The 25,854-nt window shown below is 58.2% G+C and carries 24 protein-coding genes; 12 read left to right on the top strand and 12 right to left on the bottom strand.

The features are described 5' to 3' along the window. Positions 1–5: 5 nt before the first annotated feature. A complete protein-coding gene (locus tag SIB72_RS07455; protein ID WP_413743491.1) occupies positions 6–1,493 on the bottom strand; it encodes a malate:quinone oxidoreductase in 1,488 nt (495 codons plus the stop codon). An 87-nt stretch (positions 1,494–1,580) separates the two neighbouring features. Between SIB72_RS07455 and SIB72_RS07450 the strand changes: the two genes are divergently transcribed. Then, positions 1,581–1,826: a NifU family protein gene (locus SIB72_RS07450; protein WP_115019983.1), complete on the top strand. Its 246-nt coding sequence runs from the start codon at positions 1,581–1,583 to the stop codon at positions 1,824–1,826. Positions 1,827–1,876: 50 nt separating this feature from the next. Continuing rightward, positions 1,877–2,731: a hypothetical protein gene (locus SIB72_RS07445; protein ID WP_413743490.1), complete on the top strand. Its 855-nt coding sequence runs from the start codon at positions 1,877–1,879 to the stop codon at positions 2,729–2,731. Positions 2,732–2,803: 72 nt separating this feature from the next. Here the strand turns inward: SIB72_RS07445 and SIB72_RS07440 are convergent, their stop codons facing one another. Next, positions 2,804–3,493: a DUF4079 domain-containing protein gene (locus tag SIB72_RS07440; protein ID WP_413743489.1), complete on the bottom strand. Its 690-nt coding sequence runs from the start codon at positions 3,491–3,493 to the stop codon at positions 2,804–2,806. 407 nt (positions 3,494–3,900) lie between these two features. After that, positions 3,901–4,608 carry an ROK family protein gene (locus SIB72_RS07435; protein WP_413743488.1) on the bottom strand — a complete coding sequence of 236 codons (708 nt, stop codon included), beginning with the start codon at positions 4,606–4,608 and terminating at the stop codon, positions 3,901–3,903. Between the two features lie 330 nt (positions 4,609–4,938). Between SIB72_RS07435 and SIB72_RS07430 the strand changes: the two genes are divergently transcribed. Continuing rightward, positions 4,939–5,238: a hypothetical protein gene (locus SIB72_RS07430; protein WP_413743487.1), complete on the top strand. Its 300-nt coding sequence runs from the start codon at positions 4,939–4,941 to the stop codon at positions 5,236–5,238. 2,223 nt (positions 5,239–7,461) lie between these two features. After that, positions 7,462–8,154, top strand: a complete 693-nt coding sequence (locus SIB72_RS07425; RefSeq protein ID WP_413745069.1) for an AAA family ATPase — start codon at positions 7,462–7,464, stop codon at positions 8,152–8,154. Between the two features lie 207 nt (positions 8,155–8,361). On the opposite strand, the gene SIB72_RS07420 is transcribed toward SIB72_RS07425, so the two are convergent. Further along, on the bottom strand, positions 8,362–8,634 hold the full coding sequence (locus SIB72_RS07420; RefSeq protein ID WP_244281594.1) for a DUF3764 family protein: 273 nt from the start codon (positions 8,632–8,634) through the stop codon (positions 8,362–8,364). Positions 8,635–8,756: 122 nt separating this feature from the next. After that, on the bottom strand, positions 8,757–9,365 hold the full coding sequence (locus tag SIB72_RS07415) for a hypothetical protein (RefSeq protein WP_413743486.1): 609 nt from the start codon (positions 9,363–9,365) through the stop codon (positions 8,757–8,759). 971 nt (positions 9,366–10,336) lie between these two features. Between SIB72_RS07415 and SIB72_RS07410 the strand changes: the two genes are divergently transcribed. From SIB72_RS07410 to SIB72_RS07395, 4 genes are all read left to right on the top strand, one after another. After that, the gene (locus tag SIB72_RS07410; RefSeq protein WP_115120553.1) at positions 10,337–10,522 is read left to right on the top strand and encodes a hypothetical protein; all 186 of its coding nucleotides are present in this window, start codon (positions 10,337–10,339) and stop codon (positions 10,520–10,522) included. Between the two features lie 223 nt (positions 10,523–10,745). Beyond that, a complete protein-coding gene (locus tag SIB72_RS07405; RefSeq protein ID WP_413743485.1) occupies positions 10,746–11,294 on the top strand; it encodes a hypothetical protein in 549 nt (182 codons plus the stop codon). A 310-nt stretch (positions 11,295–11,604) separates the two neighbouring features. After that, positions 11,605–12,858, top strand: a complete 1,254-nt coding sequence (locus SIB72_RS07400) for an aminotransferase class V-fold PLP-dependent enzyme (protein ID WP_413743484.1) — start codon at positions 11,605–11,607, stop codon at positions 12,856–12,858. 21 nt (positions 12,859–12,879) lie between these two features. Continuing rightward, complete coding sequence (locus SIB72_RS07395) at positions 12,880–13,626, top strand: hypothetical protein (protein WP_413743483.1); 747 nt, start codon at positions 12,880–12,882, stop codon at positions 13,624–13,626. Between the two features lie 33 nt (positions 13,627–13,659). Here the strand turns inward: SIB72_RS07395 and SIB72_RS07390 are convergent, their stop codons facing one another. From SIB72_RS07390 to yidD, 3 genes are read right to left on the bottom strand one after another with little or no spacing between them, the layout of a single operon-like run. Then, positions 13,660–15,183 (bottom strand): UDP-N-acetylmuramoyl-L-alanyl-D-glutamate--2,6-diaminopimelate ligase, encoded by a 1,524-nt coding sequence (locus tag SIB72_RS07390; protein ID WP_413743482.1) that lies wholly within the window; start codon positions 15,181–15,183, stop codon positions 13,660–13,662. 27 nt (positions 15,184–15,210) lie between these two features. Further along, positions 15,211–15,486 (bottom strand): glutaredoxin family protein, encoded by a 276-nt coding sequence (locus SIB72_RS07385; RefSeq protein ID WP_244281643.1) that lies wholly within the window; start codon positions 15,484–15,486, stop codon positions 15,211–15,213. Between the two features lie 13 nt (positions 15,487–15,499). Next, positions 15,500–15,799: a membrane protein insertion efficiency factor YidD gene (gene yidD, locus SIB72_RS07380; RefSeq protein ID WP_115121054.1), complete on the bottom strand. Its 300-nt coding sequence runs from the start codon at positions 15,797–15,799 to the stop codon at positions 15,500–15,502. 42 nt (positions 15,800–15,841) lie between these two features. Between yidD and rpsD the strand changes: the two genes are divergently transcribed. Beyond that, positions 15,842–16,450: a 30S ribosomal protein S4 gene (gene rpsD, locus SIB72_RS07375; protein ID WP_115018303.1), complete on the top strand. Its 609-nt coding sequence runs from the start codon at positions 15,842–15,844 to the stop codon at positions 16,448–16,450. Between the two features lie 482 nt (positions 16,451–16,932). Here rpsD and SIB72_RS07370 read toward each other — a convergent pair whose 3' ends face one another. Then, on the bottom strand, positions 16,933–17,244 hold the full coding sequence (locus SIB72_RS07370) for a DUF3104 domain-containing protein (protein ID WP_413743481.1): 312 nt from the start codon (positions 17,242–17,244) through the stop codon (positions 16,933–16,935). A 227-nt stretch (positions 17,245–17,471) separates the two neighbouring features. On the opposite strand from SIB72_RS07370, the gene SIB72_RS07365 reads away from it, so the two are divergent. The 3 genes from SIB72_RS07365 (at position 17,472) to cysK (ending at position 21,272) form a co-directional block, all read left to right on the top strand. Beyond that, complete coding sequence (locus tag SIB72_RS07365; protein WP_413743480.1) at positions 17,472–18,638, top strand: trans-sulfuration enzyme family protein; 1,167 nt, start codon at positions 17,472–17,474, stop codon at positions 18,636–18,638. After that, entirely contained in the window at positions 18,635–20,125 is a 1,491-nt protein-coding gene (locus tag SIB72_RS07360) for a PLP-dependent transferase (protein ID WP_413743479.1), read from the top strand. Before SIB72_RS07365 ends, SIB72_RS07360 begins: the two co-directional genes overlap by 4 nt. Positions 20,126–20,285: 160 nt before the next feature. Continuing rightward, entirely contained in the window at positions 20,286–21,272 is a 987-nt protein-coding gene (cysK, locus tag SIB72_RS07355) for a cysteine synthase A (protein WP_413743478.1), read from the top strand. Positions 21,273–21,331: 59 nt separating this feature from the next. Here the strand turns inward: cysK and queA are convergent, their stop codons facing one another. The 3 genes from queA to SIB72_RS07340 form a co-directional block, all read right to left on the bottom strand. Then, entirely contained in the window at positions 21,332–22,468 is a 1,137-nt protein-coding gene (queA, locus tag SIB72_RS07350; protein ID WP_413743477.1) for a tRNA preQ1(34) S-adenosylmethionine ribosyltransferase-isomerase QueA, read from the bottom strand. Positions 22,469–22,512: 44 nt separating this feature from the next. Then, entirely contained in the window at positions 22,513–24,375 is a 1,863-nt protein-coding gene (locus tag SIB72_RS07345; RefSeq protein WP_413743476.1) for an APC family permease, read from the bottom strand. 81 nt (positions 24,376–24,456) lie between these two features. After that, a complete protein-coding gene (locus SIB72_RS07340; RefSeq protein WP_413743475.1) occupies positions 24,457–25,794 on the bottom strand; it encodes a dihydrolipoamide acetyltransferase family protein in 1,338 nt (445 codons plus the stop codon). Positions 25,795–25,854: the final 60 nt, after the last annotated feature.

The raw sequence follows: 25,854 nt of genomic DNA, 5'->3' as shown, positions 1-25,854 counted from the left end.
ATCCGTCAACCCGACCCCGACAGCCCCAGCACCGCATTCACACGCTGACGTGTGCGCCCCAGCAACTCGGCATCGGTGCTCAGGTCTTGCCCGTAGCTCGGCAACAATTTCCGCAGCCTCAACTGCCAGGCCTCGCTAGCAAGCTTCAGCGGGAAGCAGCGCTCCAGCACCTCGAGCATGATCGTGACCGCCGTGCTCGCACCGGGAGAGGCCCCGAGCAATGCCGCCAGCGAACCATCGGAAGCGGCCACCACCTCGGTACCCAGTTGCAACCTGCCGCCCTGCTTGGTGCGCTTGATGATCTGCACCCGCTGACCGGCCACCGACAGGGTCCAGTCATCAGCCCGGGCCGTGGGCAAGAACGATTGAAGCGCCTCCAAACGATCAGCCGGACTCTGACGCAACTGATCGATTAGGTAGGTGACCAGATCAAAGTTGCTCAGCCCCACCTGAAGCATTGGCAGCACGTTGCCCACCCGCACGGAACTGGGCAGATCAAGCAGCGATCCCTGCTTGAGGAACTTGCTGCTGAAGCCTGCATAGGGTCCGAACAACAGCGAGCGCTGGCCATCGATCCAGCGGGTATCGAGATGGGGCACCGACATCGGCGGAGCACCCACCTTTGCCTTGCCATAGACCTTGGCATGGTGATGCTGCGCCAGCTGGGGGTCGTTGCACACCAACCACTGCCCACTCACAGGGAAGCCGGCATAATCCGCCGCTTCCGGGATACCGGACGACTGCAATAGCGGCAGAGCACCGCCACCGGCACCAAGAAACACAAACGGAGCCGCAACCTGCCGACGTCCCGACGGGCCACGGAGCTCCAAACGCCAATCGCCCTCGGCCATGGCCCCATCCCGACAGCGTCTGAGCTTGGAAACCGTGGTGCCGTACAACACCTCCACGGCCCCACTGCTCTGCAACGTCGCCAGATAGGCCCTAGTGAGGGTGCCAAAGTCCACATCAGTACCGCGGCCAATGCGGGTGGCAGCGACAGGTTCACGGCCCTGTCGCCCCGCCATCACCAAGGGCATCCAGGTGGCGAGTTCTCCAGGATCCTCGCTCCACTCCATCGCAGCGAAGGCCGGCAGAGCACTGAGCTGACGGTGACGCTGACGCAGGAAGGCAATGTCGTCTTCGCCCCAAACCGCACTGAGATGCGGCACCTGATGAAGAAAGTCCCCAGGGTCCAGGCGCCCCTGCTCAACGAGCGACGCCCAAAGCTCAAGGCTGAGTTCAAACGAGGCATTGATCGCCAAGGCCTTGGCTGTGGCGATCGACCCATCCGCCTGCACTGCGGTGTAATTGAGCTCGCAGTTGGCTGCATGGCCAGTGCCGGCATTGTTGCCTGCGGCGCTGCTTTCCATCGCCGCCCCTTCCAGCCGCTCCACCAGCAGCAGGCGAAGGGTCGGATCGAGCTCTTGGAGCAAGGTCGCCAGGGTGGCGCTCATGATCCCCGCACCCACCAGCACGACGTCGTAGCGGTTCACAGCGGCGGCGTGGCTTTGTTCAGGCTATGGGTCGACCGTAACGGTGCCTTCCTAGGCTGAATGCAGTCCAATCCCTCATCCCCGGTCATGAGTACTGAAACGCTGCCGCTCACAAGCGAAAACGTGGAAAAGGTGCTGGATGAGCTCCGCCCATTCTTGATGGCCGATGGTGGCAACGTCGAGGTCGTGGAGATCGATGGGCCTGTGGTGAAAGTGCGTCTGCAGGGCGCCTGTGGCAGCTGCCCGAGCAGCACCATGACCCTCAAAATGGGGATTGAGCGCAAGATGCGCGAATCGATCCCTGAAGTGAGCGAGGTGGTGCAGGTGCTTTGAGAACCACTTCGTTGAAAGCCGAATAAATTTGGGCAGGTCAAGTCTGCTTAATGGTCACCGAGGAACAACTTGCAGCCCTCGATTTGACCCTCTGGCTTGGCTCGACAGATCGAGCAGCAGAAGCTGATTTCTCGACCCAAAGCACGATTTCTCGGCGCAACCACAAGGTTCTTGGTCGATTCGGAATTGAGCTGAAACGCACCAAGCGAGAGTTGGAGGTATCAGGCGACCTTCAGCTTCTGGATCTAGAACGCCAGGTGCACCAGATGGCTCGACTCAAACGTCGGTTACGCCTTCGTCTCCAGGCTCCCTTCTGGCTTCAGAACAGACACGGCGTTGTTCCACCCGAGGGCTGGACAATGAACCCGCAGCTAGCAGACCTCAGCTGCACAGATCCCGTGACGCTGTTGAGAGAGCACGTCCTGGACGCCTGCCTGGCCACGCCAACGCAGATTCCCGACGATCGCGACGATCTCTTCATCCTTGAGCTGCACAACCGCCCGATCGACCTCACGCTTCTGTGCAGGAACAATCAGAGCGAAAGCGACCTCGCGGATCGTTTCCAATGGAGCTTGGAGAAGGGCAATCTGCAGCTGAAGCTGATGCCCTTCCTTCCCGCCAGTTGTCGCGAGCGCTCCCAAGAGTGGTTTGAAGAGTTGCTCTCGATCAACCAGCCAGAGCGACACAAAACCTTGGCCCTGCGGCCATCAAGGCATTCGGGACAAAGCTTCCTGATGGCTTTTCTCACCCCAGAGATGCGAATGGCTCAACCACTGCCCTGGCAGGTGGATCAAAACTTCGAGCCGTACACCTACACAGAACACCTGGTGGTTTTGGCGCAACACGCCAATGAGCCGGCCGTGCTGGCCTTGCTAGAGAGCCTTCAGCAGCAAATCTGCCAATAAGAGCAAATCGGCCAATAAGACAGTGGAGTTCCAAGCAAAGCTGTTGCCTTGTTGATCGACGGTCATCACGCTCTACGGACAGCTCCGTAGAACGAAATCGCACCCATACACCGCTGGTTTTTGCCAGCTCAGCGGAATCTCCAGCAGATCCCTCGTGCCGGTGATGCCCTGCATCACAAAGAGCAGTGTTGCCAGCACCGACGCCGTGACATGCAAACGGCGCAGGCGAAGATCGCGCAGGATCTCTGGCCGGGCGCCAAGGGAAAACAGCATCAGTCCTGTGACGCCAACACCAGCCCAGTAATGCGATTGCCAGAAAGCAGGCGTCCAAGGGTTGTCAGAAAGGCGCCAGACCTCTGGCTGCGCTCCAAGGGTGAGAACTCCAAGCCAGGTGATGAGCGAGAACGCCAGGCGCAGGCCAGGAGCGCGACTGCGCCAGAGGGCCACCAAGCTCATCAGCGTGCCGAACAGAACCAGCATGAGCTGAATGGCACGGGGGGCACCTCCCGAGAAATCGGCGAGGGACGCCTTGGTGGCAATCACCACAGTGAGGGCCAGCAGCACCAACACCACCACTCCTGCCGCTAACCACCGACCCAAATCGGTATGACTACGGCCAACCGTTGGCGGAAGCTTGAGGTTGGTCTTCTGCCGGCGTGCCCTGGTCTGAAGACCGAGGCGCAACACCATGCCGATGAGGGGATAGATCAGAACCACAGCCAGACAAGGATGAAGAATCCAGAGCCAGTCCACTGCCGTCATGGCCAATCCGCGCAGGCTCTCGGACGCTAGCCATCAGCTTCAGTCATGACCTGGGAGTCAACGGCGTGATTCAAGAAGTGCAAAGAACGAACCGCCAACCACGACGTCATTCAGCCATCAAAAAAGTTTTAGCCATCAACCTGCGTGCAGACATCCCGGCAAGATCCACTCACAAGGGACGAGAAGAACTCAGCGATCCTGATCTGACGACCCAGACCATTGATGAGGCGACGACGATCATCACTGAAGGCCATTGGGCCGGCAGACCACACATCACTGCAGCAGGCACGATCAAACACGCCAAGAGCGACACCTGCCACCGAGAGCCATCACCCAAACAAGAGGCAAGACAGCAGCCCAGACCGAGCAATAAAGCAAAGAAAGCCAATCAAACTAGAAGCCCAAAATTAATCCTCACTCTTCCAAAGATAATATCCACCAAGAACCCCAGCTTTATTCGAATGGAGCTGAACATGTTCAGGCAGATCAACTTCCTTTAAAAGCTTGGCATTACCACCACCTAAATGCATGAGATCCCAATTCCAGATTGGCATGGTTTGCCGAATAACCTTTTTGACCCGCTTCACCCATTTCTCCTTGCCAATCAGCTCAAGAGCCTGTCGACCAACATAGTCTTCATAGGTCAAACCCTTCTTCAAAGGATGATGGGCGAGCTCAAGATTAGGCACCAAAACCCCATCAATAAAGAGCGCAGAACCCATTCCTGTACCCAACGTCAACACCATCTCCACTCCTTCGCCAGTGATGCAGCCATACCCCTGAACATCCGCATCATTGGCCACCTTGACAGGCTTATGGAGCAGCTGCTCGAGCTGCAAACCGAGCTCAGTACCTGGCCAATTCTCATCGAGATTGACAGCAGTCACAACCACACCAGCCCGAACGACCCCTGGAAATCCAACTGAAATCCTTGAGAAAACTGGCACGTCAAGCGTGAGCTCGACAAGGGCCTTCAAAACGGCATCAGGTGTTGCTGGATGGGGTGTCTCAACACGTTTCCGATCGCAAAGTGGAGCACCATTTGAGTCAAGAACAATCAGCTTCAGGCCTGTACCACCAATATCAACAGAGAGCGTATTTAGAGCTGAATCCATTGGACCCATGCTTGACAGCTCATCACATCATAGAGGCTTCAAGACAATGATTCAATCGTTTTGAAGTGGAAGACAAAGGCAGCAGAGACTACGCATCTTGCATGCAACCACACACGATCACTTATCAAGAAACAACAGGCTGACCAGTCGCTTGCAATAGTCACTGAGGACCACTCCAAACAGAAGAGGAATCGTGTCATCAGCAAGCATCATGGCGAAATTTAGATCAGTCCCATCTCAGGCGAGATGCATTCTGTCGCACATATCACCAGATCGATTCACACCGCTCAGCCCAGCAACCCCTAAACCAGAAGAGATCGCATTGAACTGATGCCTGTCAACCACGACGCCACCCGCTCCGAGAACGGCAGCGACGCACCAAGCGAGATGTACATGCTGCCGAAACCCGGTCACTACGTGATCGTCAACGAACACGGCAACCCCACAATCACAAACGACAAGCGATGGTGGATGGGCCAGGTCACCTGCGGCAGGCCAGAGCCAAACGCTCTGAAAGGCGAAACAAAGCTCGAGATTACCAACGTCACCGATGGAAGAACCAAACAGGTAAAAAGAGACCATATCATCCACATCCTTCACGATCTAGACCACATTCAGACGACAAGCTAAGTGAGCAAAAATGACAGGGATGGTCGCACTGATGATTATCGATTGCCAGATCAATCCAGCGCAGCAGCATATCTTTCAAGCGATGCCTAGCAAGCCACAAAGACATAAGGCCGGCTCTTGATTTAGACAGCAACCGGAACTGAGGAAACAGCCATGAATACCATCAATCAAAAGATCAGGCTGAACCATATCGATCAACAATCTCTAACTCTCCCAGCAGAATATTGCTTCTAACGAGAAGCCACGAAGCTGGGGCACCGAGCACAATTTGGTCCAACTTTGAGCTGAGGCTGATGCGGCATCGCCCCTAGCAGCAAGAGAGGAGAACAGAGGAAGGGACAGGTCATCCCTCCTCTGTTAACCGTTCACCAACGGAAGAGCCGTTTGAGCTCTTTCGTGGCGGAAGGTGCTGGAGAGACGCGACCGCCTCTCCTGAACCTTCTACTCAGCTGATTCGACTCCATCTGAGTTCGATGATTGTCCGCCATCAGCTGCGCAGATCGCGAAAGGGATGATGCATCGCTGAGTACCGAAAGGTGCTGTGGCCCATGTCCGGAGGCCTCCACAAAACGCACGCACACCATTCGAGTACAGGCGGATCCTCTTGCTTCCGTACGTCTCCATCAAAGTGCCAGCCTGGCTTGATCCAAATCTGAGCTTCAAGACTCGCCGGAACCGGCGGGATGACAGAACGCCATAGGCGGAGATTGTTTTAGCTCCAGAAACTGCACTGCAAAGCCGGGCAGATGCAGCGAATGGATTGGAAAGCAGGGGAGAGGATGCGACAACCAATCCCCCACTAACCAGGTCGGACCAAGGGAAGCCATTAAACCCTTGCCCACATCAAGTTTGAGTCAGAGCCCAAAAACAGACCGCATCAAAGAGACCCCTTGGAGCGATGAAAGGATCCTGGTGCCTGTCGCCGATGGACTGCGACTCAGCAGTGGGGCAAAAGATGGCACCAAACCATGAACACCACAGCCGTCGAGGTCCGAACACAGGACGCTGGAGGAAGGCAATGCCAGCTGGAGAGATGGGCATCTCACCGCGCAGGAGAGGGGCGGAGGATCTCAAGCAACACAAAACCAACGCGCAATGAGCACAGATACCCAGGCATAAGCTCACAAGAGAGCAGACACTGAAGGGGGGATCCGGCCCCACTCAGGAAGGGGTGTACGAGGGGTACACCCCTTTCTTGTCGTCAGGGACGGATCCAGGAATAGGTAAGAGACCTCATGCAAATGTTCCTAGGGCTACAGACAATGAATACAAGGGGACGTCGAGCACCCCTAACTGAAACCTGAAGGGTGGCTGTTGTGGGGCCGCCCTTTTTTGTGGCGCTGCCAGGGCTTGCGGATGATCCATCACCAACAATTTGTTTGGCAAAAAGAAAACTGATCAGCCAAAAAGGCAAAGGGAGCACCCACCTGGAGCGGAGACCCAACTGGTGACCCAGCCAACCAGCGAGGTGATCAATCCGACTCCGGAGCTATCCCTGTCATGGTCGTCAGCCCCGAAGCAAAGGGTGGATGAAGATCAGCTGCCTGCAGTCGACAATCAGTTGCAATCTTGTTGTGGGAGCTGTCACACACAATCAAGAGCTGCTCTGTGGCGAGAGAATCCAACGATTGGATGGTCCAGAAGAGTGGGAGGAGAAGAGCCTTGCTGAGGCCCAGCACTAGAGAGGATCAGAAGTGACCCTCGATTCAGTCTTCACCAACGCTTGAACGGGGATGCACAGAGCATTGAGGGGTCGTATCGTAGGGCCAAGCGGAAAGGCTGCTTCAGCAAATAATCCGAATGTCAACCCATCCAAAGCCAATACCAAAGAGGCTTATTGCACTTATTGACAAGGTGAGGAGACGCATTGCGTATGTTCCGGCGGTGAGTGACACGATCAATTCCATGAAGGAGTTAGGCATCAACCTGACAAACGATGCCAAAAAGAATGACTCGCCCCGTTCATGAGGCCGAAGAACTCTGCGGAAACAACAGCCACTCATCAACAGTGCTTGACCACAACACGGATCGCGCATGCACAGGCATGACACCTGGTGCACACACAATGGAGTGGGTCACAGCAGAGAAACAAACAGCGCCAAGCCAACAGAATCTCGAGCATGCCAATCCGCTCATTGACCCACTAGGCGAGCCTCCCTCCTGAAGAGAAGCCAGTTGCTCAACAGGGAATAGACGCTATAAATCGACAAATGGATGGTCGCCATGTTTATTACGGTCTTTGGTCAAAAAGGGGGAGTTGCCAAGACCTGCACGAGTGTTCACATAGCCGCAGGTCTTGCTAGCTCTTACCCATCGGTTGTTCTCGTCGATGCAGACCGCAACCGTTCTGCCAGCGCCTATGCCGCTCGAGGACTGCTTCAATTTGAAGTCGTACCGATTGAAGCTGCTGCAAAAGCCAGCCGCTATGCAGACGTCATTGTGACGGATGGTCAGGCAAGTAGCAGCAAAGAAGAGATCAAAAATCTTGTTGATGGCGCTGATGTCATCATTCTGCCGACAGCAGCACAAACTCGCTCACTAGAGCTCACTCTTGAGATGGCCGAACATTTAAAAGGTTTCAATGTGCCATTTGCCGCACTACTAGTCAAAGTCGACGCAAGGAAAAGCCAAGTCGCGAAAAAGATACGCCGCCAACTTGAGGAAGCAGATATCCCAGTTCTAAAAGCTCAGATTCCTCTTCTCAGCGCTTTTGAGAAAGCAGAGAATGCTGGAGTGACCGTCGACAAAGCAACAGCAAATTCAGGCAAATCAGACCCAAGACGAATGATTGGTTGGCACGCCTACCGAGTGGCCTGTGAGGAGATCAAAAAGCTAGTGCCTGAACGAGCAACCATCATTCCGATGCAACCCATTGGCTGGGACACAACGCTGATCGAGGAGAGAATCGCCGCCTGAAGCAGGCTGCTGAAAAGGTTGAGATGGTCGGAAGACTCAACAACAAGCCCGTTCCAGAGGGGAATAGAGACTTCTTGACCCTTCAACATTGAACGAAAGCAAGAACGGGATCTCTCCTCACAGACGTGTGTCGACAACGACAACAGAGAACAATGTCGGCGTCGCCGGCATCGAACAACGCAGAGGAAGTAAACCTGAGCCACCTACTCATGCCGACCACTCAGAAACCTCTGCTGTCTCAAGCAGAACCCCATGGCTGGCGATCCATTCACCATATTTGCCCATAAATTGACCTGCCGCACCCTCTGGGTGCTGGTGGATGATCATGATTTCCGAGGGATCTGTTGTACTGACACCACGAAACAAAGGCTTGATTCCGAATTCAAAATGACGCTCGGCCGCCAGCTCGCTGTCAAAATCTTTCGCCCACTGCGAGAAAGGTACGTTGATTTTGACTTTGATCACGCTGGTGACAGACATGCAATGCATCCATTCGTTTCACAAAGGATGCCGCTATCCAGGCCAGGCCCGCAAGAGACGATCAGGGCATCAAATTCAACACTGACACCCTTGAGCTGCAACGGTCAAAGACCGCCATGCTCTTAGGCGGCCGTGCCTAGGGATGGCCTAGGGGGGAGCTGCTTTGCCAGACGGATTGGGAGCAGCGCGATTGTAAAGACAAGCAATGGCAGATAAAGCCAATCCGGACCTTGCTTCACATGCTTGATATACGTGAACAGAAAAACCGTCCAAAGCCAATAACTACCAGTTAAATGAAGCCTTTTCCAACTTTTCATTCCCATCCAATGCTGGGCCCGATCACTTGAGGTCACTGCCATTAGAAAAACAAAACCATAACCAATTCCTCCAAATACCCACTGCCCCATGGACTGCCGACTCAAGAAAGGTTCAGGGAAGGCCAAGGACATCGAGAGAATCAAGGCGAGGTGAATGAAATGAGACGAAGCAAAACCCAAACCAATCCAACGCCTATTCAGCAATGTCCAAGTTGTAAGAGGTACCCTCCAAAGGCGGTGAAGACTAGACGCGGTGAAGGCAACAGAAAAGAGCAGCAAAGAGCAACGGCCCGTGGCATCAATCCCGCTCGTGATGGTTGTCGGGCTCCAGCCAGACAAGCCAAACAGAATTAATAAGGCCAGAAGGATCAGACCAGCAATCCAAGCAGTAATCGCCCAACCCTCAAGCTTCATCACTCAAGCAAAAACCCATCTTGATCAAGGAGAAAGGCAGAGACCACTTGGCGTAACACATGCTCATAGCAGAGCCTCATTAGGCTCAGGCCCAGTCAATGCAACGTCAAAGGCAAAGGCAAAGCCAAACTCCATTGCAATGATTTTTTCAGCGTCTGTGATCGCGAACCTCGATGTTGATCAGACACAATCCAGGTTGATCAGAGCATCAACAGCCACAACAACCCAAATCAAACAATCGCTTGGCAAAACGAGGGGATGAGCCCTTTGCAGTCCCCTCCCGGTTGGGCCATGCCTACACCGCTGGGGAATGAAGACTCGACGAAGACTTCAGCGTCCATCCAGAAAGATCGATGGATTCAGCATGGACGGAACGAACAGAGCCATGACGCGAGGGGCCACCCAGTTCCATCCCCTTGTGGTGGCCCCTTTCCCCTTTGCAATGGGTCAGGCGGAGTCCATAGCGCCTCTTGCCCACGCAGATGGGTTGCATTGGCAGACCGCGAGCGTCTTCGACAACTCAAGAAAAAGCCCTGGTGTTCGACCCAGGGCTCCGTCTCATGACGTGACTTTGTTCTAACAGGTCGCGTAAGTATTAATACGTACGGCTTGTACGACCGAGTGGTTCGGCCTCGTCATCCTTTATGGGCGTGATGGGATGGGCCTGGATAGACGGGACGGTTCAAAAGCTTCGGTTGCTTCGGGGCTATCTGCGGCTTGGCTTGTTCTGCTCTTTGGTTTCCGAAAGGCATAGCACCAGAAGCGGTTGGACTGGGTCTAGCCCTGGTTGTTGGTCGTGAGCAACCGTTCTCTTGCTCAACGTGCCACCGAGGCAGCGGAACGGCGTCTTGTGCGCAGCCAGTACTGCTTGTAAATAGCGGTTGCTGCATGCAGCACATCACCATGGATGCGCGCTTGAGTGGGTCGATGACCTGACGTTCGTGCTGACGTCTTTTGCCAAGAGCTGAGTGATGGCTGAACAGCAACCAGTCACGCCAATGACCGCTTTGAGGCTGGATCAAGACGGACGGCTCACCTACATGGCCGAGGACGGCAGCCGGCGCGTCATTGTTGGAGATGCAGAGCTTTTCGAGCGCCTGCAACAGCTCAATCAAGAAGAAGGTGATGAGCCACCTCAGGGCACCCAGCTGCGTTGACAGGGTTGTTGCAGGGTCAACTGTCGCCGGAAGTTCAAGAACTGATCTGAGCCTGAGGCAGCGCATCAAGCGCTCTCAGCCCAGCCACTGACTGGTGTTTGCGCTGTTGTGAGCAAGCTCACAGCACTGCTTGAGTCAGATCAGCAGGTCAGCTGGTGATTCCGGAGATGGTGAATGCATCGGAGGGAGCGATCCCACCTCACGCATCACCCCCATCAGAGCAATGACCATGATCAAAACCATCGCCGCCGCTGCTGCCTCCCTCGCCGCTGGTGCCACCTTGATGAGCGTTGCAGGCCCTGCAGCACAAGCCAATCCCTACAACACCTTTGGCCGTGCTGGCGGCTGTGATTCAGTCGCCCTTGGTGGTCGTGGCCCTAATGGTGGTGGATTCATCGCTGGCCGTGACTGCGGCGATCACCGCGACTGGGCCTCACGGGAAGCACGCCGCAATCGCCAGCACGACACCCAAACCCAACTGATTGGTCTTGGTGGTGGCCTGCTGGGCCAAATCATCAACGGCAGCCAGCAGCGTCAACAAGCTGCTTCTGTCTCGTCCTCTGAACTGGCTCTGCTCAGGCAGCAGCAAGAGATCGAGCTGCTCAAGATGCAACTGCAGATGCGGCAACAGCCTGGCTACGGCTACCAGACGGTGAACTACGCCCCTGCGCCTCAGGCTCCTGTGTATCACCAGCCTGCTTATGGCTATCAGCAGCAGAGCAGCTACCAGCAGCACTCCGGTTACGTGCAGCAGCCCCGCTACGGCTACTGATCAGACCGCCGGGGAGCCTGATGCCTGCGGGCTGAAAGCAATACAACACCAAGGATTGGAAAAGCAGGGCAGTCAGTGGAGGTGAGGACTGATCCATCCCCCGGCACAACACCACAAAGCCCCGCCACAAGCGGGGTTTTGTGGTGTTTGTTCAATCACATCGATAGAGCCGCTAACAAGCTGCCAATGCCTGGCATCGCTATGAAGACAGGGACAGGTGCTGATGTCTCCTGAAGCGGCCTTAGACATCTCTGGGGGGAGGTGTCGGCAAACCACCTAGGCCAAGATCTTGACCAACAATCCTCAAGCAATGCTGAGAGATCTCTGCCCAGCACTCTCCAATAAGACCTACTTCAACTACGGCGGACAAGGGCCGCTTCCCACACCCGCGTTAGAGGCCATCAGCCTCAGCTGGCAGCGGATCCAGCAGCTTGGCCCTTTCACCACAGAGGTGTGGCCTTTTATTAGCCGCGAGGTGAATAGCACCCGCGCATTGCTGGCTCAGCTTTGCGGGGTTGCACCCCATCGTCTTGCCCTCAGTGAAAACGTCACCACTGGTTGTGTTCTTCCGCTTTGGGGGCTGCCCTTCGATCCAGGCGATCGTCTGCTCATCAGCGACTGCGAACATCCGGGCGTGGTGGCGGCCTGCCATGAGCTGGCCCGGCGCCAACAGCTGCAGATCGACACCTTGCCGGCAAAACAGATCCGTGGGGGCCGAGATCACCAGTCCGAAACCGAAACGGCTGTGCTGAAGGCTCTGGAACAGAGCATGCACCCGAACACCCGCCTCGTGGTGCTCTCCCATCTGCTCTGGAACACAGGCCAGCTGATGCCGATCGAAGCGGTGGCAGCACAACTGCAAAACCAATCACGGCCTCCGTACCTCTTAGTGGATGCCGCCCAGTCGATGGGGCAGATTCCCGTCAAGGCTGCTGCTAAGGCGGCCGACATCTATGCCTTTACAGGCCATAAATGGGCCTGCGGCCCGGAAGGGCTGGGCGGCGTCGCCCTGTCCGAACGGGTGCTAGGCGAAGCCAGCCCCACTCTGATCGGTTGGCGCAGCTTGCAAGATGAAAGCAGAGCCGTTCTGGGTGATCCGGACCCCTTCCACCACGACAGCCGCCGCTTTGAAGTGGCCACCAGCTGCGTCCCTCTGCTGGCAGGACTGCGGACATCACTTGAAGTCCTGGAACGAGAGGGAAGCGCTCAGCAACGCCTGGAGCGGATCCAGGCGCTGAGCGGGCAGCTTTGGCAAGAGCTCATGGCCATGCCCACAGTGACCCCGTTGCTCGAGGGGCCCCCACCAGCAGGACTGGTGAGCTTCAGCCTGAACGGTGAGTCAGCGACGAGCACACCGGCCGAACTCGTGAAACGCCTTGGGAATGAGGGGATCTGGATCCGCGATCTGGCCGATCCCTCCTGTCTACGGGCCTGCACCCACGTCTGTACCCAGGCCAGCGAGCTGACAAACCTGGTTCAGGCCCTCGATCAGTGCATCACCAAAACCACGCAATCATCAACGCCTGAAGCGGATCGAACAGACCGGACAGTCCCATCAGACTGAGTCCTACGCATCACACCAGCCATGCTCTGGATCCTCGTCGCACTCTGTGTGTTCACCATCGGCAGCTGCCACTGGCTGGCGGCCCTGATCTCGAAACAGCCCACCCCAATCCAGATCCGATGGGCCTCTGTGGGTGGAGGTGCAGGTCTGGCCTACGTGTTCATCCACCTGCTTCCGGAACTCGCCAGTGGAGGGCAGACGATCAGTGACGCAGCAGGGATGCAGAGCTTTGTACCGAGCGCGATGACTGAAAGCTTGCTTTTTCTTGTCGCGCTGGTTGGTGTGCTGATCCCATACACGCTCAATGTGATCAGCAAGCAACACCCCAAGAGCACGCAATGGACCGGGGCAGCACGCCTCCTCACCTTTGCACTGATTAGTTATCTCTACGCCTATTCACTACCGTCGCTGCTCAGCACAGGCATCAGCTACGGCCTGCTCTTCACCATTGCCATCAGTGCCCATGTGCTGCTCGCCGATCGCACCTTGGCAGCTGAGCACCCGGTGACATTCCGACGCCGCTTGCGCTGGATTGGCAGCGCCGCACTACTTCTGGGGAGCCTGCATGCCGCAGTCCTCCATCCCGTCTCGGATCTCACCTTGGCAATCGCCACAGCCTTTGTCGGTGGCGGGTTACTGATCAGTGTGTTCCGGGAGGAGCTTCCCGACGCCGGTCAGTCACGTCTGCTCTGGTTTTCACTCGGACTGTTCAGCATGGGGGGCTTATTGCTGATTGCGACAGGCCACGGCACACCGATCCATCATTGAACGAGTCATCCCAACAGAAGAGATCCCAACCCATCAGCCTCCAACTCGACGGCGCAAAGCGATCTCTGCCTGCTCACGGTCATCGAAGTGCACCTTGCTGGTGCCGAGGATTTGATAGTCCTCATGGCCTTTGCCGGCAATCAACACGAGGTCATCTGGACCCGCCACCTCAATGGCTGCAGCGATCGCTGCAGCCCGATCGCACTCCACTGTCAGCGATGTTCCCGCCGGGATCCCCGCCACCACGTCCTCCAGGATCCGTTGAGGGTTCTCCGTGCGTGGATTGTCGGAGGTCACCACCACGCGATTGGCCAACTCAGCGGCAACGGCCGCCATCTGGGGACGCTTGCCTCGATCGCGATCACCTCCGCAGCCAAACACGCAGACCAGCGCTCCGGTCACAAACGGCCGGCAGGCAGCCAGGGCATTACGCAGCCCATCGGGCGTATGGGCATAGTCCACCACAACCGACGGCAGCAGGCTCATGGCCTGATCAGACGGCACCATCACCCGTTCCATCCGCCCAGGCACCCCCTTGAAGCAGCTCGCCGCCTTCAGCAGCAACGGCAGGGGCAACCCGTGCTGCACCAGCACCCCCACGGCCTGGAGCAGGTTCATCAGATTGAAATCACCCACAAGTGGAGACAGGAAGTCGGCGCTGCCCACCGGTGTGACGATCGTGCCAGAGACGCCCGAGGCAGTGAGGTTGAGATCCGTCATCGTCAGCTCAACAGTCTCAGGCTGGCGATCAGGCTTGAGCGAGCAGCGCCAACAGCGTTCACCAAGCTGCTGCGCCAACCTTTGCCCCCAAGGGTCATCGATGTTGACCACAGCGCATGCACCATCACCCACGAGTAACGGTTCGCTGAACAACCTCGCTTTGGCATCGAAATAGGCCTCCATCGTCGGGTGGTAATCGAGATGGTCCTGGGTGAGGTTTGTGAACACCGCCGCAGAGAACTGACAACCCGCAACCCTTCCTTGCTCGAGAGCATGGGAACTCACTTCCATGGCTGCCAACTGGGTGCCACCAGACACCGCTTCTGCCAGCTGAGCCTGGAGCCGATCTGCAAAGGCTGTGGTGTGAGTCGAGGTGATGCTGTGCCCAGGCCAGCGGTTCACCAACGTGCCGAACAGGGCAACAGGGATGCTGATCTGCTTGCAGAGATGCTCAATCAGATGGGTGGTGGTGGTTTTGCCATTGGTTCCAGTGACACCGATCAGGGTCATCCGCCCCGAGGGGTGCTGCCAAAACGCTGCCGCTAATGCCCCGGCCCAGGCCGCCACTGGATCGGGCACCACCACAACTGGATCCATCCGACCAGGTGGATCGGCCGCCGCCGCCGCCGGACCGATCACCGCAGCGACAGCGCCTGCCTCCAATGTCTGACGCCAGAACGAGCCACCATCCACCCTCTCGCCAGGGAGACCGAGAAAAAGGCTGCCAGCTCCGGCACAGCGTGAATCACAGGTCAGAGCCTTGATCGGCGCATTAGGCAAGCCTTCAGCCAGAGGCAAACCGACTGCATTGAGCAGCGAATGGAGTGTCTGAGCCATTAGCCGACCACCCTCAGTGGTGCAGTTCTAATCCGATCCAAGCGCGCTGGAGCAGGCCCGTTGTAACCAGGCGTACAAACCATCACCCTGAAGTCTTGGTGAGACTCGCGGTAGGGCGATGGAGGCGAAAGCCAACACAGGCACTTCGAGGTCATAGCGAGCCTTCAGAACAGGATCGGTACCCGGCGCATCGATATCGATGACTTCAAGCACCAGAGGCGGTTCGAGAGTGCCGAGATCCAAGCTCCGTAGACGTTGCTCCAGGCCCTCGCACAAACAGCAACCCTGGCGGCTGTAAAGCATCAGCTGCTGGGATTCAGTCAGGGACGGGGTCACAGCCGCAGGGGGTGAAGGGATGGCAACGCAACAACCGGCGCAGTGTGAGCCAGCCTCCTCGCCAGGGGCCATGGCGCTGGATCGCCTCCAGACCGTAGGCGCTGCAGCTGGGGATAAAGCGGCAACGAGGCCCAAAGAAGGGAGAGAACCAGCGACGATAAAAATTGATCAGTGCCAGCATCACCGCTGCAAGGGCGCGGTTAAAAGTGGCGGCAGGGCCGCCAGATAAGATTGTTGATTCGTGCGTCACAAGCCGCTGCGCAAGCCACAAGCCCAGCATGCCTGCTCAGACGCCCGATCGTTCCACGACACACCACTCCCTATGTCTCGTTACCGCGGCCCTCGCCTGAGGATCACGCGGCGCTTGGGAGACCTTCCCGGTCTCACCCGGAAGGCCGCAAAGCGGTCCTATCCCCCTGGTCAGCACGGCCAAGCCCGTCGCAAGCGCTCTGAATACGCAATCCGTCTCGAAGAGAAGCAGAAGCTTCGCTTCAACTACGGCGTCTCCGAACGTCAGCTCGTGCGTTATGTGAAGAAAGCGCGCGCCCAGGACGGTTCCACCGGAACCAACCTGCTCAAGCTGCTCGAGAACCGCCTCGACAACGTTTGTTTCCGTCTCGGCTTCGGCCCCACCGTGCCAGGCGCCCGTCAACTGGTGAACCACGGCCACGTGACCGTGAACGGTCGCGTCACCGACATCGCCAGCTACCAGTGCAAACCCGGTGATGTGATCACCGTCCGTGAGCGCAAGTGCAGCAAGAAACTGGCTGAGGCAAACCTGGAATTCCCTGGCCTCGCCAACGTGCCGCCCCACCTCGAACTCGATAAGAGCAAGCTCAGCGCGAAGATCGTTGGTCGCTGCGAGCGCGAGTGGGTCGCACTTGAGATTAACGAATTGCTGGTGGTGGAATACTACTCACGCAAAGTGTAAGTTTCTTCGACAAGCAAGGGGCTGGAGATTGTCCGGCTCCCTACTCAACCTTAGAAGCCAACTCTTGCAAACCGTTTTTATCAACGGCTTGCAAGAGTTTTTTTCATGCGAATGATCCAGAAAGCCACGATTTCGCGACACATCAGGGCATCAACTTTCCAGACACGCCCAAAGATGCCAACCCGAACGCACGAAGAACACTTGGGCTCAAACCATTCAGGGCCGATCAAATCGGGCCAAGTTGAGAACTAATCAAGACGCTATCTCCATAGAGGATTGATTGCATCAATCCAACCCGCTACACGCTCTTCCCTAACCCTTGATACTCATTGCACAACAAGGGAAGAGGCGCCTTCTCAACGGAGACACATCCTCGATCAGGATGAAACCAAATTAAGCAATACAAGAGCACCAAACAACCAGGCCAGCGTTGCACCCAACTTTCGCAAGGTCATCGACAGCACCGGAGAATGAGAACGCGATTAAAACCCCTCCCAACCCTCCTGACCAATGCCATCCAGTCCATGCAAAACATGTGAAACCTGATCCGCATTCACCCAACGGATCGCCCCATCATCCACATCTGCGACCTGGAACGATCGATTCAGCTTTGAATCCTTCAGACCTCCCTCACAAAACAACACTTGCCCCATCCACCAACCCGTATCTGTCGGAATCGAGTGGTTGCGGCTCTCGTTGACAATGACGAACTGCCCAGGCTTTACACGCAAGAAAAGCGGAGCAGCGTTGACAACATTTGAAGGGGGAATCCCTCCTGCACGATGCGCACTCATTGACCAATCCGTATTAGTACTTACGTTCTAGCCCTGGCGGCGTTGTGGATGCAATGAGTCAAAGCACCTCAAAAATCGTGACCCCAGACTGCACAGGGAAGCCCCTCAACAAAGGCTGGGGCGGTGAAGGTCCATGGCGATGGTTTCACCGCAAGGGATGGCGGTCTGACCGTTTCTTAGCCTGCAGCCTCAGAGGCGTGGCAGAACGCGTCATCCCCAACTGACCCGTGGCAAACGACTTCTCTTCCAGACCGCAACCCGCGGCAGCGACCCGTGCCATTCACCACGGCGAGAGCTTTGCCAGCGAAACCGGCACGGTGATGCCACCGATTTACACCTCATCCACGTTTGCCCACGGCAACCCAGGCGGGTTCGACTACACCCGCTCAGGCAATCCCAATTTCAGGATTTTGGAAGGGGTGCTGGCCTCCATTGAGGAATGCAGCCACGCCACCGTGTTCGGCTCTGGGGTGAGCGCCATCACAGCAATCGCCTCCTCTCTCAGCCAGGGCGACCTCGTGCTCTGCGAGGAGAACCTGTATGGCTGCACCGTGCGCTTGTTCGAGCAGGTCTTCGCCAAATTCGGCGTGGAGACTGAATGGATCGATTTCACCAATTCTGCTGCGCCAACCACGATCGCCGCCCGTCAACCAGCGATGGTCTGGCTGGAAAGTCCAACCAACCCCCTGCTCAAAGTGATCGACCTGGAGGCGGTCTGCGCAGCCGCCCATTCCGCAGCTGTGCCAGTGGTGGTCGACAACACCTTTGCCACTCCCCTGGTGCAGCGCCCCCTGCAACTGGGGGCCACCCTCTCCCTCACGAGCACCACGAAATACATCAATGGGCATTCCGACGCCCTCGGTGGAGTCGTTTGCTGCGACGACGCTGAATGGCAGCAGAAGATGCTGTTCGCCCAGAAAGCGCTGGGGCTGATGCCCTCCCCCTTTGACTGCTGGCTAATCACGCGAGGGCTCAAGACCCTTCCTCTGCGCTTACGCCAACAAATGGCCAATGCTTCCGCGGTGGCGAACCATCTCGCCCGTCACCCTGCGGTGGCCTGGGTGCGCTACCCGCTTCGGACGGACCATCCCCAACACGCTGTGGCCAGTCGTCAGATGAGCGGTGGTGGCGCGATCGTGACCATCGGCTTGAACGCCAGCCGCGACCAGGCCTATGCCGTCTGCAAGGCCCTGCATTGGTTCACGATGGCCGAAAGCCTGGGAGGAGTGGAAAGCCTGATCTGTCATCCAGCCACCATGACCCACGCAGCAGTGGCGACCACGGTCAAAGAGAAACTAGGAATCAGCGACGGCCTGGTTCGTCTCTCGCTGGGTTGTGAAGACGAAGCGGATCTCATCGCCGACCTCGACCAAGCCCTTTCTCTGCTGCCGTGAGCATCCGCGATCTTCTCATCGACCCCTGTTGGCAGGGGCATGACCTGGGCCAGCCCCTACCCGACAGCACGCATGCCGTCTCGGTGGCTCTACCCCGATGGAGCGACGTGATCGCCTACGAGGAGAACGATCCCGCCTGTCGCAACCAACTAAAAGCGGTCTATCCCCGCTTCGGGTTCCACCCTCTGGTGGCAGAACTGGCCCGCACAGCCCTGAGACAGTTCGATGCACCAGCTGACAGCCAAGCCTGGCCGTATCCCACAGCCGCGGCAGCCAAGGCCGCTCGGGAGCACTGCCTGCGCTGCCAGCCAAACGCTTGGGCCTCCATCGCGGTCGTCAACGGCCTGCCCTGCCTGATCACCGATTCCGCCGCCAGCCCTTCAGCGAAGGCCTTCTGGCAGCACGCTGGCCTGGGAGCAAGCTCCCGTCAGGCAGCGATAGCCCTGGGCCATGAAGCGTCGCCAGCCCAAAGCGCTGGGGATCAGGCCCGTTGGCGTATTCAGGAACGACTGGCTGCGATCTATGGCTGCCCTCAGGGTCAGATCAGCCTGCATCCTTCTGGCATGGCCGCGCTCCACAGTGCCCTGAAGCTGGTCGCCACACTCCATCCAGGCCGTCCCACCCTCCAGGTGGGCTTCCCTTATGTCGATGTGCTCAAGCTGCCCCAGGTTGTGTTTGCCGGCGCCGAGCTGCTCACCGACAGCTCCCCTGAGGCGGTTGCCGCCAGTCTTGACCGCCTCAACCCTGCAGCAGTCGTCGTGGAGTTGCCTAGCAACCCCCTGCTGCAGTGCGTTGATTTGATCACCGTGGCTGAACTGGCCCATCAGCGCGGTATCCCTGTGATTGCTGACGACACGATCGGCTCCGGGCTCAACATCGACGCGCTTCCCTTCTCTGACCTGGTCTTCAGTTCCCTGACCAAAAGCTTCTCCGGCAGGGGAGATGTGCTTGCCGGCACTCTGGTAGTGAGCCCTAGCTCCCCCTGGCGAGACACGTTTTGCAGCGAATTAAGCTTCGCCCCATCAGGCCTCGGCGATGCCGACGCCATTTGCCTGGAGGAGGCGAGCCGTGACGTCCACGCCCGGATCCCACGCCTCAATGCACACTGCAGTGCCCTCGTGGAACGGCTAAGAGGACACCCCGCCATCAAACAGGTTTTGCATCCTGACCGCTGCCCCACCTTTCAGGCTCTGATGCGCAGCGGTGCAGGCCATGGATGCCTGCTCTCGTTTGAACTGCATGGCGGAACCCCTAAAGCCCAATGCGTCTATGACGCTTTGGCTGTCTCCAAGGGGCCGAGCCTGGGCACCCATTTCACGCTGTGCTGCCCCTACGTTCTGCTAGCCCACTACGACGAACTGGATTGGGCCGCGTCCTGTGGCGTTCCCTCTCACCTGCTGCGGGTCTCTGTCGGCCTGGAAGATCCGGATCAGCTTTGGCAGCGGTTTGAACGCGCTTTGGCGACTAAGCACGACAACGCTCTCTGATCAACCCTGGCTTGGATTGGAGCAGAACCGAAGGAGAGTGCCCTCGCCGTTGCGTGGTGAAGCCATCGCCTTGTCAAAGTCTGAACAAGGCCTTAAAGCCAGAGCCCTAACGGGTTGATCTCACTAAGTTGACGGACCTGGGCATCCTGCGTACCCCTCCATGTCTCGCGTTTACGCCGATAACAGCCAAGCCATCGGCAACACCCCTCTGGTTCGTCTCAACAATGTGACCAAGGGCTGCAAGGCCACCGTGCTGGCCAAGATCGAAGGCCGCAATCCCGCTTACAGCGTCAAATGCCGGATCGGCGCCAACATGATCTGGGACGCTGAAAAAAGCGGCGCTCTCACGGCAGACAAGACCATCGTCGAGCCGACATCTGGCAACACCGGCATCGCCTTGGCTTACACCGCAGCAGCGCGTGGGTACAAGCTGATCCTGACCATGCCCGAGTCGATGTCGATCGAACGTCGCCGTGTGATGGCCGTCCTCGGTGCCGAGATCATTCTCACCGAAGCTGCGAAGGGCATGCCGGGCGCCATTGCCAAGGCCAAGGAAATCGCCGAGAGCGATCCGGCCAAATACTTCATGCCTGGTCAGTTCGAAAATCCGGCCAACCCCCAGATCCACGAGAAAACGACTGGGCCTGAGATCTGGAACGACTGCGACGGCGCCATCGATGTGCTTGTAGCTGGCGTCGGCACGGGCGGCACGATCACCGGCGTCTCTCGCTACATCAAGAACGAAGCGGGTAAGGCGATTGAATCCGTCGCTGTCGAACCAAGCCACAGCCCCGTGATCACCCAGACGATGAATGGGGAAGACATCAAGCCCGGTCCTCACAAGATCCAGGGTATCGGCGCTGGCTTCATCCCCAAAAATCTCGACCTCTCCGTTGTCGACAAGGTGGAGCAGGTGACCAACGATGAATCGGTGGAGATGGCACTACGCCTGGCCAAGGAAGAAGGGCTTCTGGTGGGCATCTCCTGCGGTGCCGCAGCCGCAGCCGCCATTCGCCTCGCCCAGCAGGATGCCTATGCAGGTAAAACCATCGTTGTGGTGCTCCCCGACCTGGCTGAGCGTTACCTGTCCTCAGTGATGTTCGCTGACGTCCCAGCAGGCATCATCGAACAACCGGTCCCGGCCTGATTCAGGCAAGCTTTCGAACAATCCCGTGCAGTCGCACGGGGTTTTTTATTGTCTACATGTCAGCGGCAAGGCCGTGCGGTCTCAAGCACCGCCTCCGGGGGGATCCACATGGCATCCCCGTAGGAATAAAAGCGGTAGTTGTGTTCAATCGCGCAGGCATAAAGCCCTAACAAACGCTCACGACCGATCAGAGCACTCACCAAAAGCAGCAACGAGCTTTTGGGCAAATGGAAGTTGGTGAGCAGACCCTGCACCACAGCGAAGCGATAGCCGGGCTGGATCACCAGATCCACTGGACCCTTTAACGGCTGCAGACGACCGCCCCCAGCCTGCGCAGCACCTTCAAGGGCACGCACACTGGTCGTCCCAACTGCGATCACCTTGCCGCCGCGTTGACGGCAGGCGTCTACGGCCTTCACCACCTCCGCCTTCACCTCCACCCATTCGCTGTGGAGCGTCAGCTGCGTGAGATCCTCGGTTTCAACCGGGCGAAACGTCCCCAGCCCCACATGCAGGGTGACTCGCGCAATCTCCACGCCCCGTGCCTGCAAGGCCGCCAACAGTTCATCGCTGAGATGCAAACCCGCCGTTGGTGCAGCGACCGCTCCCGGGCGGGAGGCGTAACGCGTTTGATAGCGCGTTTGGTCATCGGCATCGTGTCGAGAGATATAGGGAGGAAGAGGCACTTCGCCAAAACGCTCCAGCACCCCCTCAATCTCCAGGGCATCATCACAGCCAGCTGGGAACTGAATCAGTCTTCCCCCTGTCGCGGCATCAGTCGAAAGCACCTGCAACGACAGCGGTTCCTGCTCCAACCCTTCAAGCCAGAGCTGATCACCAGGCCGCAACTTCTTGGCTGGTCTTGCCAGACACAGCCACTGCCCATCCCCCCGGGGTTCCAGCACCAACAGTTCCGCCAAGCCACCGCCGGCGCGACGCACCCGCAGGCGAGCTTTGAGCACCCGCGTGTCATTGACAACCAGGAGATCACCAGGCTGCAACGCCTGCTGCCAGTCCCAGACCTGTTGATGGCGGGCCTTCTCCAGGGTGGCGTCCATGGGCGGCACCATGAGCAGGCGAGCCGCATGGCGAGGCTGCGCAGGCACCTGGGCAATGCACTCCTGCGGCAAGGTGTAGTCGTAAGAACGGAGCTGACGATCCCTGGAATCGGGCACAGATGCCTGTTGCACGGTCATTGCCCATGCTGCCGAATGGCAAGGACGCGCAGGTGCCGGTGGCGTCAATCCACCGGCTGCACAGGCTCCAGTGAAGTGCGCACCACGGAGAACACGTGCGTGCCCTGGGCCGAGAGCGCCCGATACAAGTAGAGAGCCCTCTGGTTGAGCAAAAAGCGATCGAGCAGATTGTCGGGCACAGCTACCGGCATCACAACAGTGGTTCTTCGCTCAGGATGGGTCGTCTCCTGATCGCGAACAAAAGCACAAAACGGCTGAATCACCGAGCTGTAGGGGCTGACCAAAAGCTTGAGCTGTAGATCACCGTTATCCGCTCCCACCAAGCGATCCCAATCAAGGCTGATCTGGCCGGGATCATCCCGATCCCCAACCACCATCACGGCCGTGACCTGTTCAGCGATCGAGCAGGCATACAGCACCGCCTCAAGGGTTGCGCGTGTCAGCCCCCCCATCCAAACAATCGCCTGATGCTGCACAGGCGATGGCAAAGGCGCTAGATAGAGAGGCTCAATCAGCGAATCCGGCACCAAGGCAGCAGTCACTTCCCGGTGACGCCGACGAATCGCCGCGAGAGCCCAAACCAGGAGAGGGATCGCGATCACGACCGTCCAGGCCCCTTCCCAGAACTTGCTGATGATGATCACCACCAACACCACAAATGTGGCGCTGGCACCAAGGGCATTCATCAGCATCCGGCCCTGCCAGCCCTCACCACGCTGACGCCACCAACGCAAAACCAAGCCCAGCTGAGAGAGGGTGAAGGCTGTGAACACGCCCAGGGCATACAAATTCACCGCCACGGTTGTGTCTCCTTGGCACACCCAAATGATCAGAGCCGTGCCAGCCAACAACACACCGATGCCGTTTTGATAGACCAGCCGATCGCCGAGCCACGCCATCTGACGGGGCAAGCAACGATCATCAGCCAACATTGCCGCCAAGCGGGGAAAGCCTGAAAACGCTGTATTGGCGGCCAGCACGAGAATCAACAGGGTGGAGATCTGCAGGCCCCATAGCAGCGGAGTGCCAGGCCCAAACACCTTGGCCCCGATCTGGGCCAGCACCGTGACGTTGGGGTCCGGGGCGATGCCGTAAAGGAACCCCATTCCACTCACGGAGAAGACCATCAACGCCAACAGTCCTCCCATCACCAGCAAGGTCTGCCTGGCATTGACGGGAGCGGGTTCGCGGAACACTTGCACGCCATTGGCGATGGCCTCGATACCGGTCATGGCTGAACAACCGGAGCTGAAAGCACGCAGGATCAAGAACAGCCCCAAGGGTTCCATGCTCGTGACCAGGGGCGGTGGATCAGGGCGAAAGCCGTGATGAGCCACAAGATCGTGCAATCCCACCAGGGTGAGCAGCGCGATCATCACCACAAACGCGTAGGTCGGCAGGGCAAAGATGCGCCCCGCTTCCCGCAAGCCCCTCAGATTCGCCCAGCCCACCAGTGACAGCAGCAGCAGCGTGAGCGCCACCTCATGGTGAAGCAGCGAAGGGATCAAGGAGCTGATCGCCTGACCGGCCGCCATCAAGCTCACTGCCGCGGTGAGGGTGTAGTCGATCAGCAGCGCCGCCGCCGCCACCAGGCCAACATTGCGTCCGAGGTTGTCACGGGCCACCACATACGAGCCTCCACCCTGGGGATAGGCAGCAATCACCTGCCGATAGGAGAGCACCACAATGGCGATCAGCAGGATGATCGCCACGGTGATTGGCAACGACAAGCTGAGAGCCTGGCTGCCGGCAAGAATCAGAACGCCGAGGGCCGCCTCCGTGGCATAAGCCACCGATGACAAAGCATCGGAGGAGAGGATCGGTAGTGCCTGCAGCTTGGGCAGGCGCTCATGGGCTGCCCTGGCCTTGGGGAGCGGCTGACCCAGCAGAACTGACAACAGATTCATGGAGCAAAGCGATGCTCACCTCCCCCTCACCATGGAGCGTGGATTCGATCGAGGCCTCGCCGCGATCGAATCCAAGGCAGATCAGACGGCCAGGCTCTCCGGACGGGTCTCGATTAATTCAGCCAGATCCTTCAGGAAGGCGGCACCGTCTGCGCCATAAATCACACGGTGATCAGCGGTGAGGTTCACCTGCATCTGACGCTTGACAGAGATCGAACCGTCCTTGCCGGCTACCACCGTGGGGCGAGAAGCGGCGACAGCCAGGATCGCACCGGTGCCAGGAGGAAGGATCGCATCAAAACGATCCACCCCAAACATGCCCAGGTTGGACAACGTGAAAGTGCCGGTGCTGTACTCCTCAGGTTGCAGTTGCTTGCTGCGAGAACGCTTCACCAGATCTGCCCACTGGCGAGACATCTCATACAGATCAGTGCGGTCGGCCTGTCGCAGGACTGGTGTGATCAAACCTCCGTCCTCCATGGCGACGGCCACCGCCACGTTCACATCGGCGGGATACGCCATCCCAGCCGCAGTGGTGGCTGCATTCACCTGGGGATGACGGGCCAAGGTCACGGCCACCGCCTTGGCCAGCAGCGCCGTCATCGTCACGCCCTTGGGCTTCACTTGTTTGTAAAAAACATCCAACTTGTCCGTGGTGATCGTGTATCCAACGCGGAAGCAAGGAACAGCCAGGCTGGCTTCCATGTTGCGGTTCACCGCGGCCTGGAGAGTGTTGAAGGCCACAGTCTCACCAGGAGCACCGAAGCTATTGCCTGCTGGGGCAGTCGGCACTGCTGGGGCGCCAGCACCAGCCACGATGGCAGCCGTGGTGCCTTCACCCACCCGCGGAACACTCACAGGGCGGCCTGCGGCCCGTTCGACATCTTCTGCCTGAATACGACCATTCGGGCCACTGCCGCGAACGCTGGCAAGATTCACCCCCATCTGAGAGGCGAGCTTCTTGGCCCGGGGGCTAGCAACAAGACGGCCATCACTGACGACAGGCGCCGGAGCCGCTGAAGGCACAGGGGTCGGTGCAGCCGCCACAGGTGCAGGAACTGCTGCGGCAGGAGCCGGGGCGGCTGCCGCAGGAGGCGATGACACAGCCTCTGGAGAGGGAGCTGGGGAGGCTCCACCAGCGCCACCGCCCTTGGCCTGAGCCTCAGCGATCTCAGCTTCGGTCTCCACGATCAAACCAATGGTTTCTCCCACTGGAGCGGTGCTGCCGGCCGGCATGAGCACAGCAGCCAAATAACCCTCGTTAAACGACTCCACATCCATGTCGGCCTTGTCAGACTCGACCACAAGCACCGACTCACCTCGGCCCACCTTGTCCCCTGGCTTTTTAAGCCACTCGACAATCTTCCCCTCCGTCATCGTGGAGCTGAGGGCAGGCATGAAGATGTCGTGGGTCGCCAAAACCTTCTCCAGTGGGGCTGAGTAGCGGAATTTTACGGGCCGGCAGGCCGAGCAGGAGCA

This window comes from Synechococcus sp. MIT S9451, from assembly GCF_047304725.1.
In the GTDB taxonomy this organism is placed as follows: domain Bacteria; phylum Cyanobacteriota; class Cyanobacteriia; order PCC-6307; family Cyanobiaceae; genus Synechococcus_C.
This window is presented reverse-complemented; position numbering and strand designations above follow the sequence as displayed.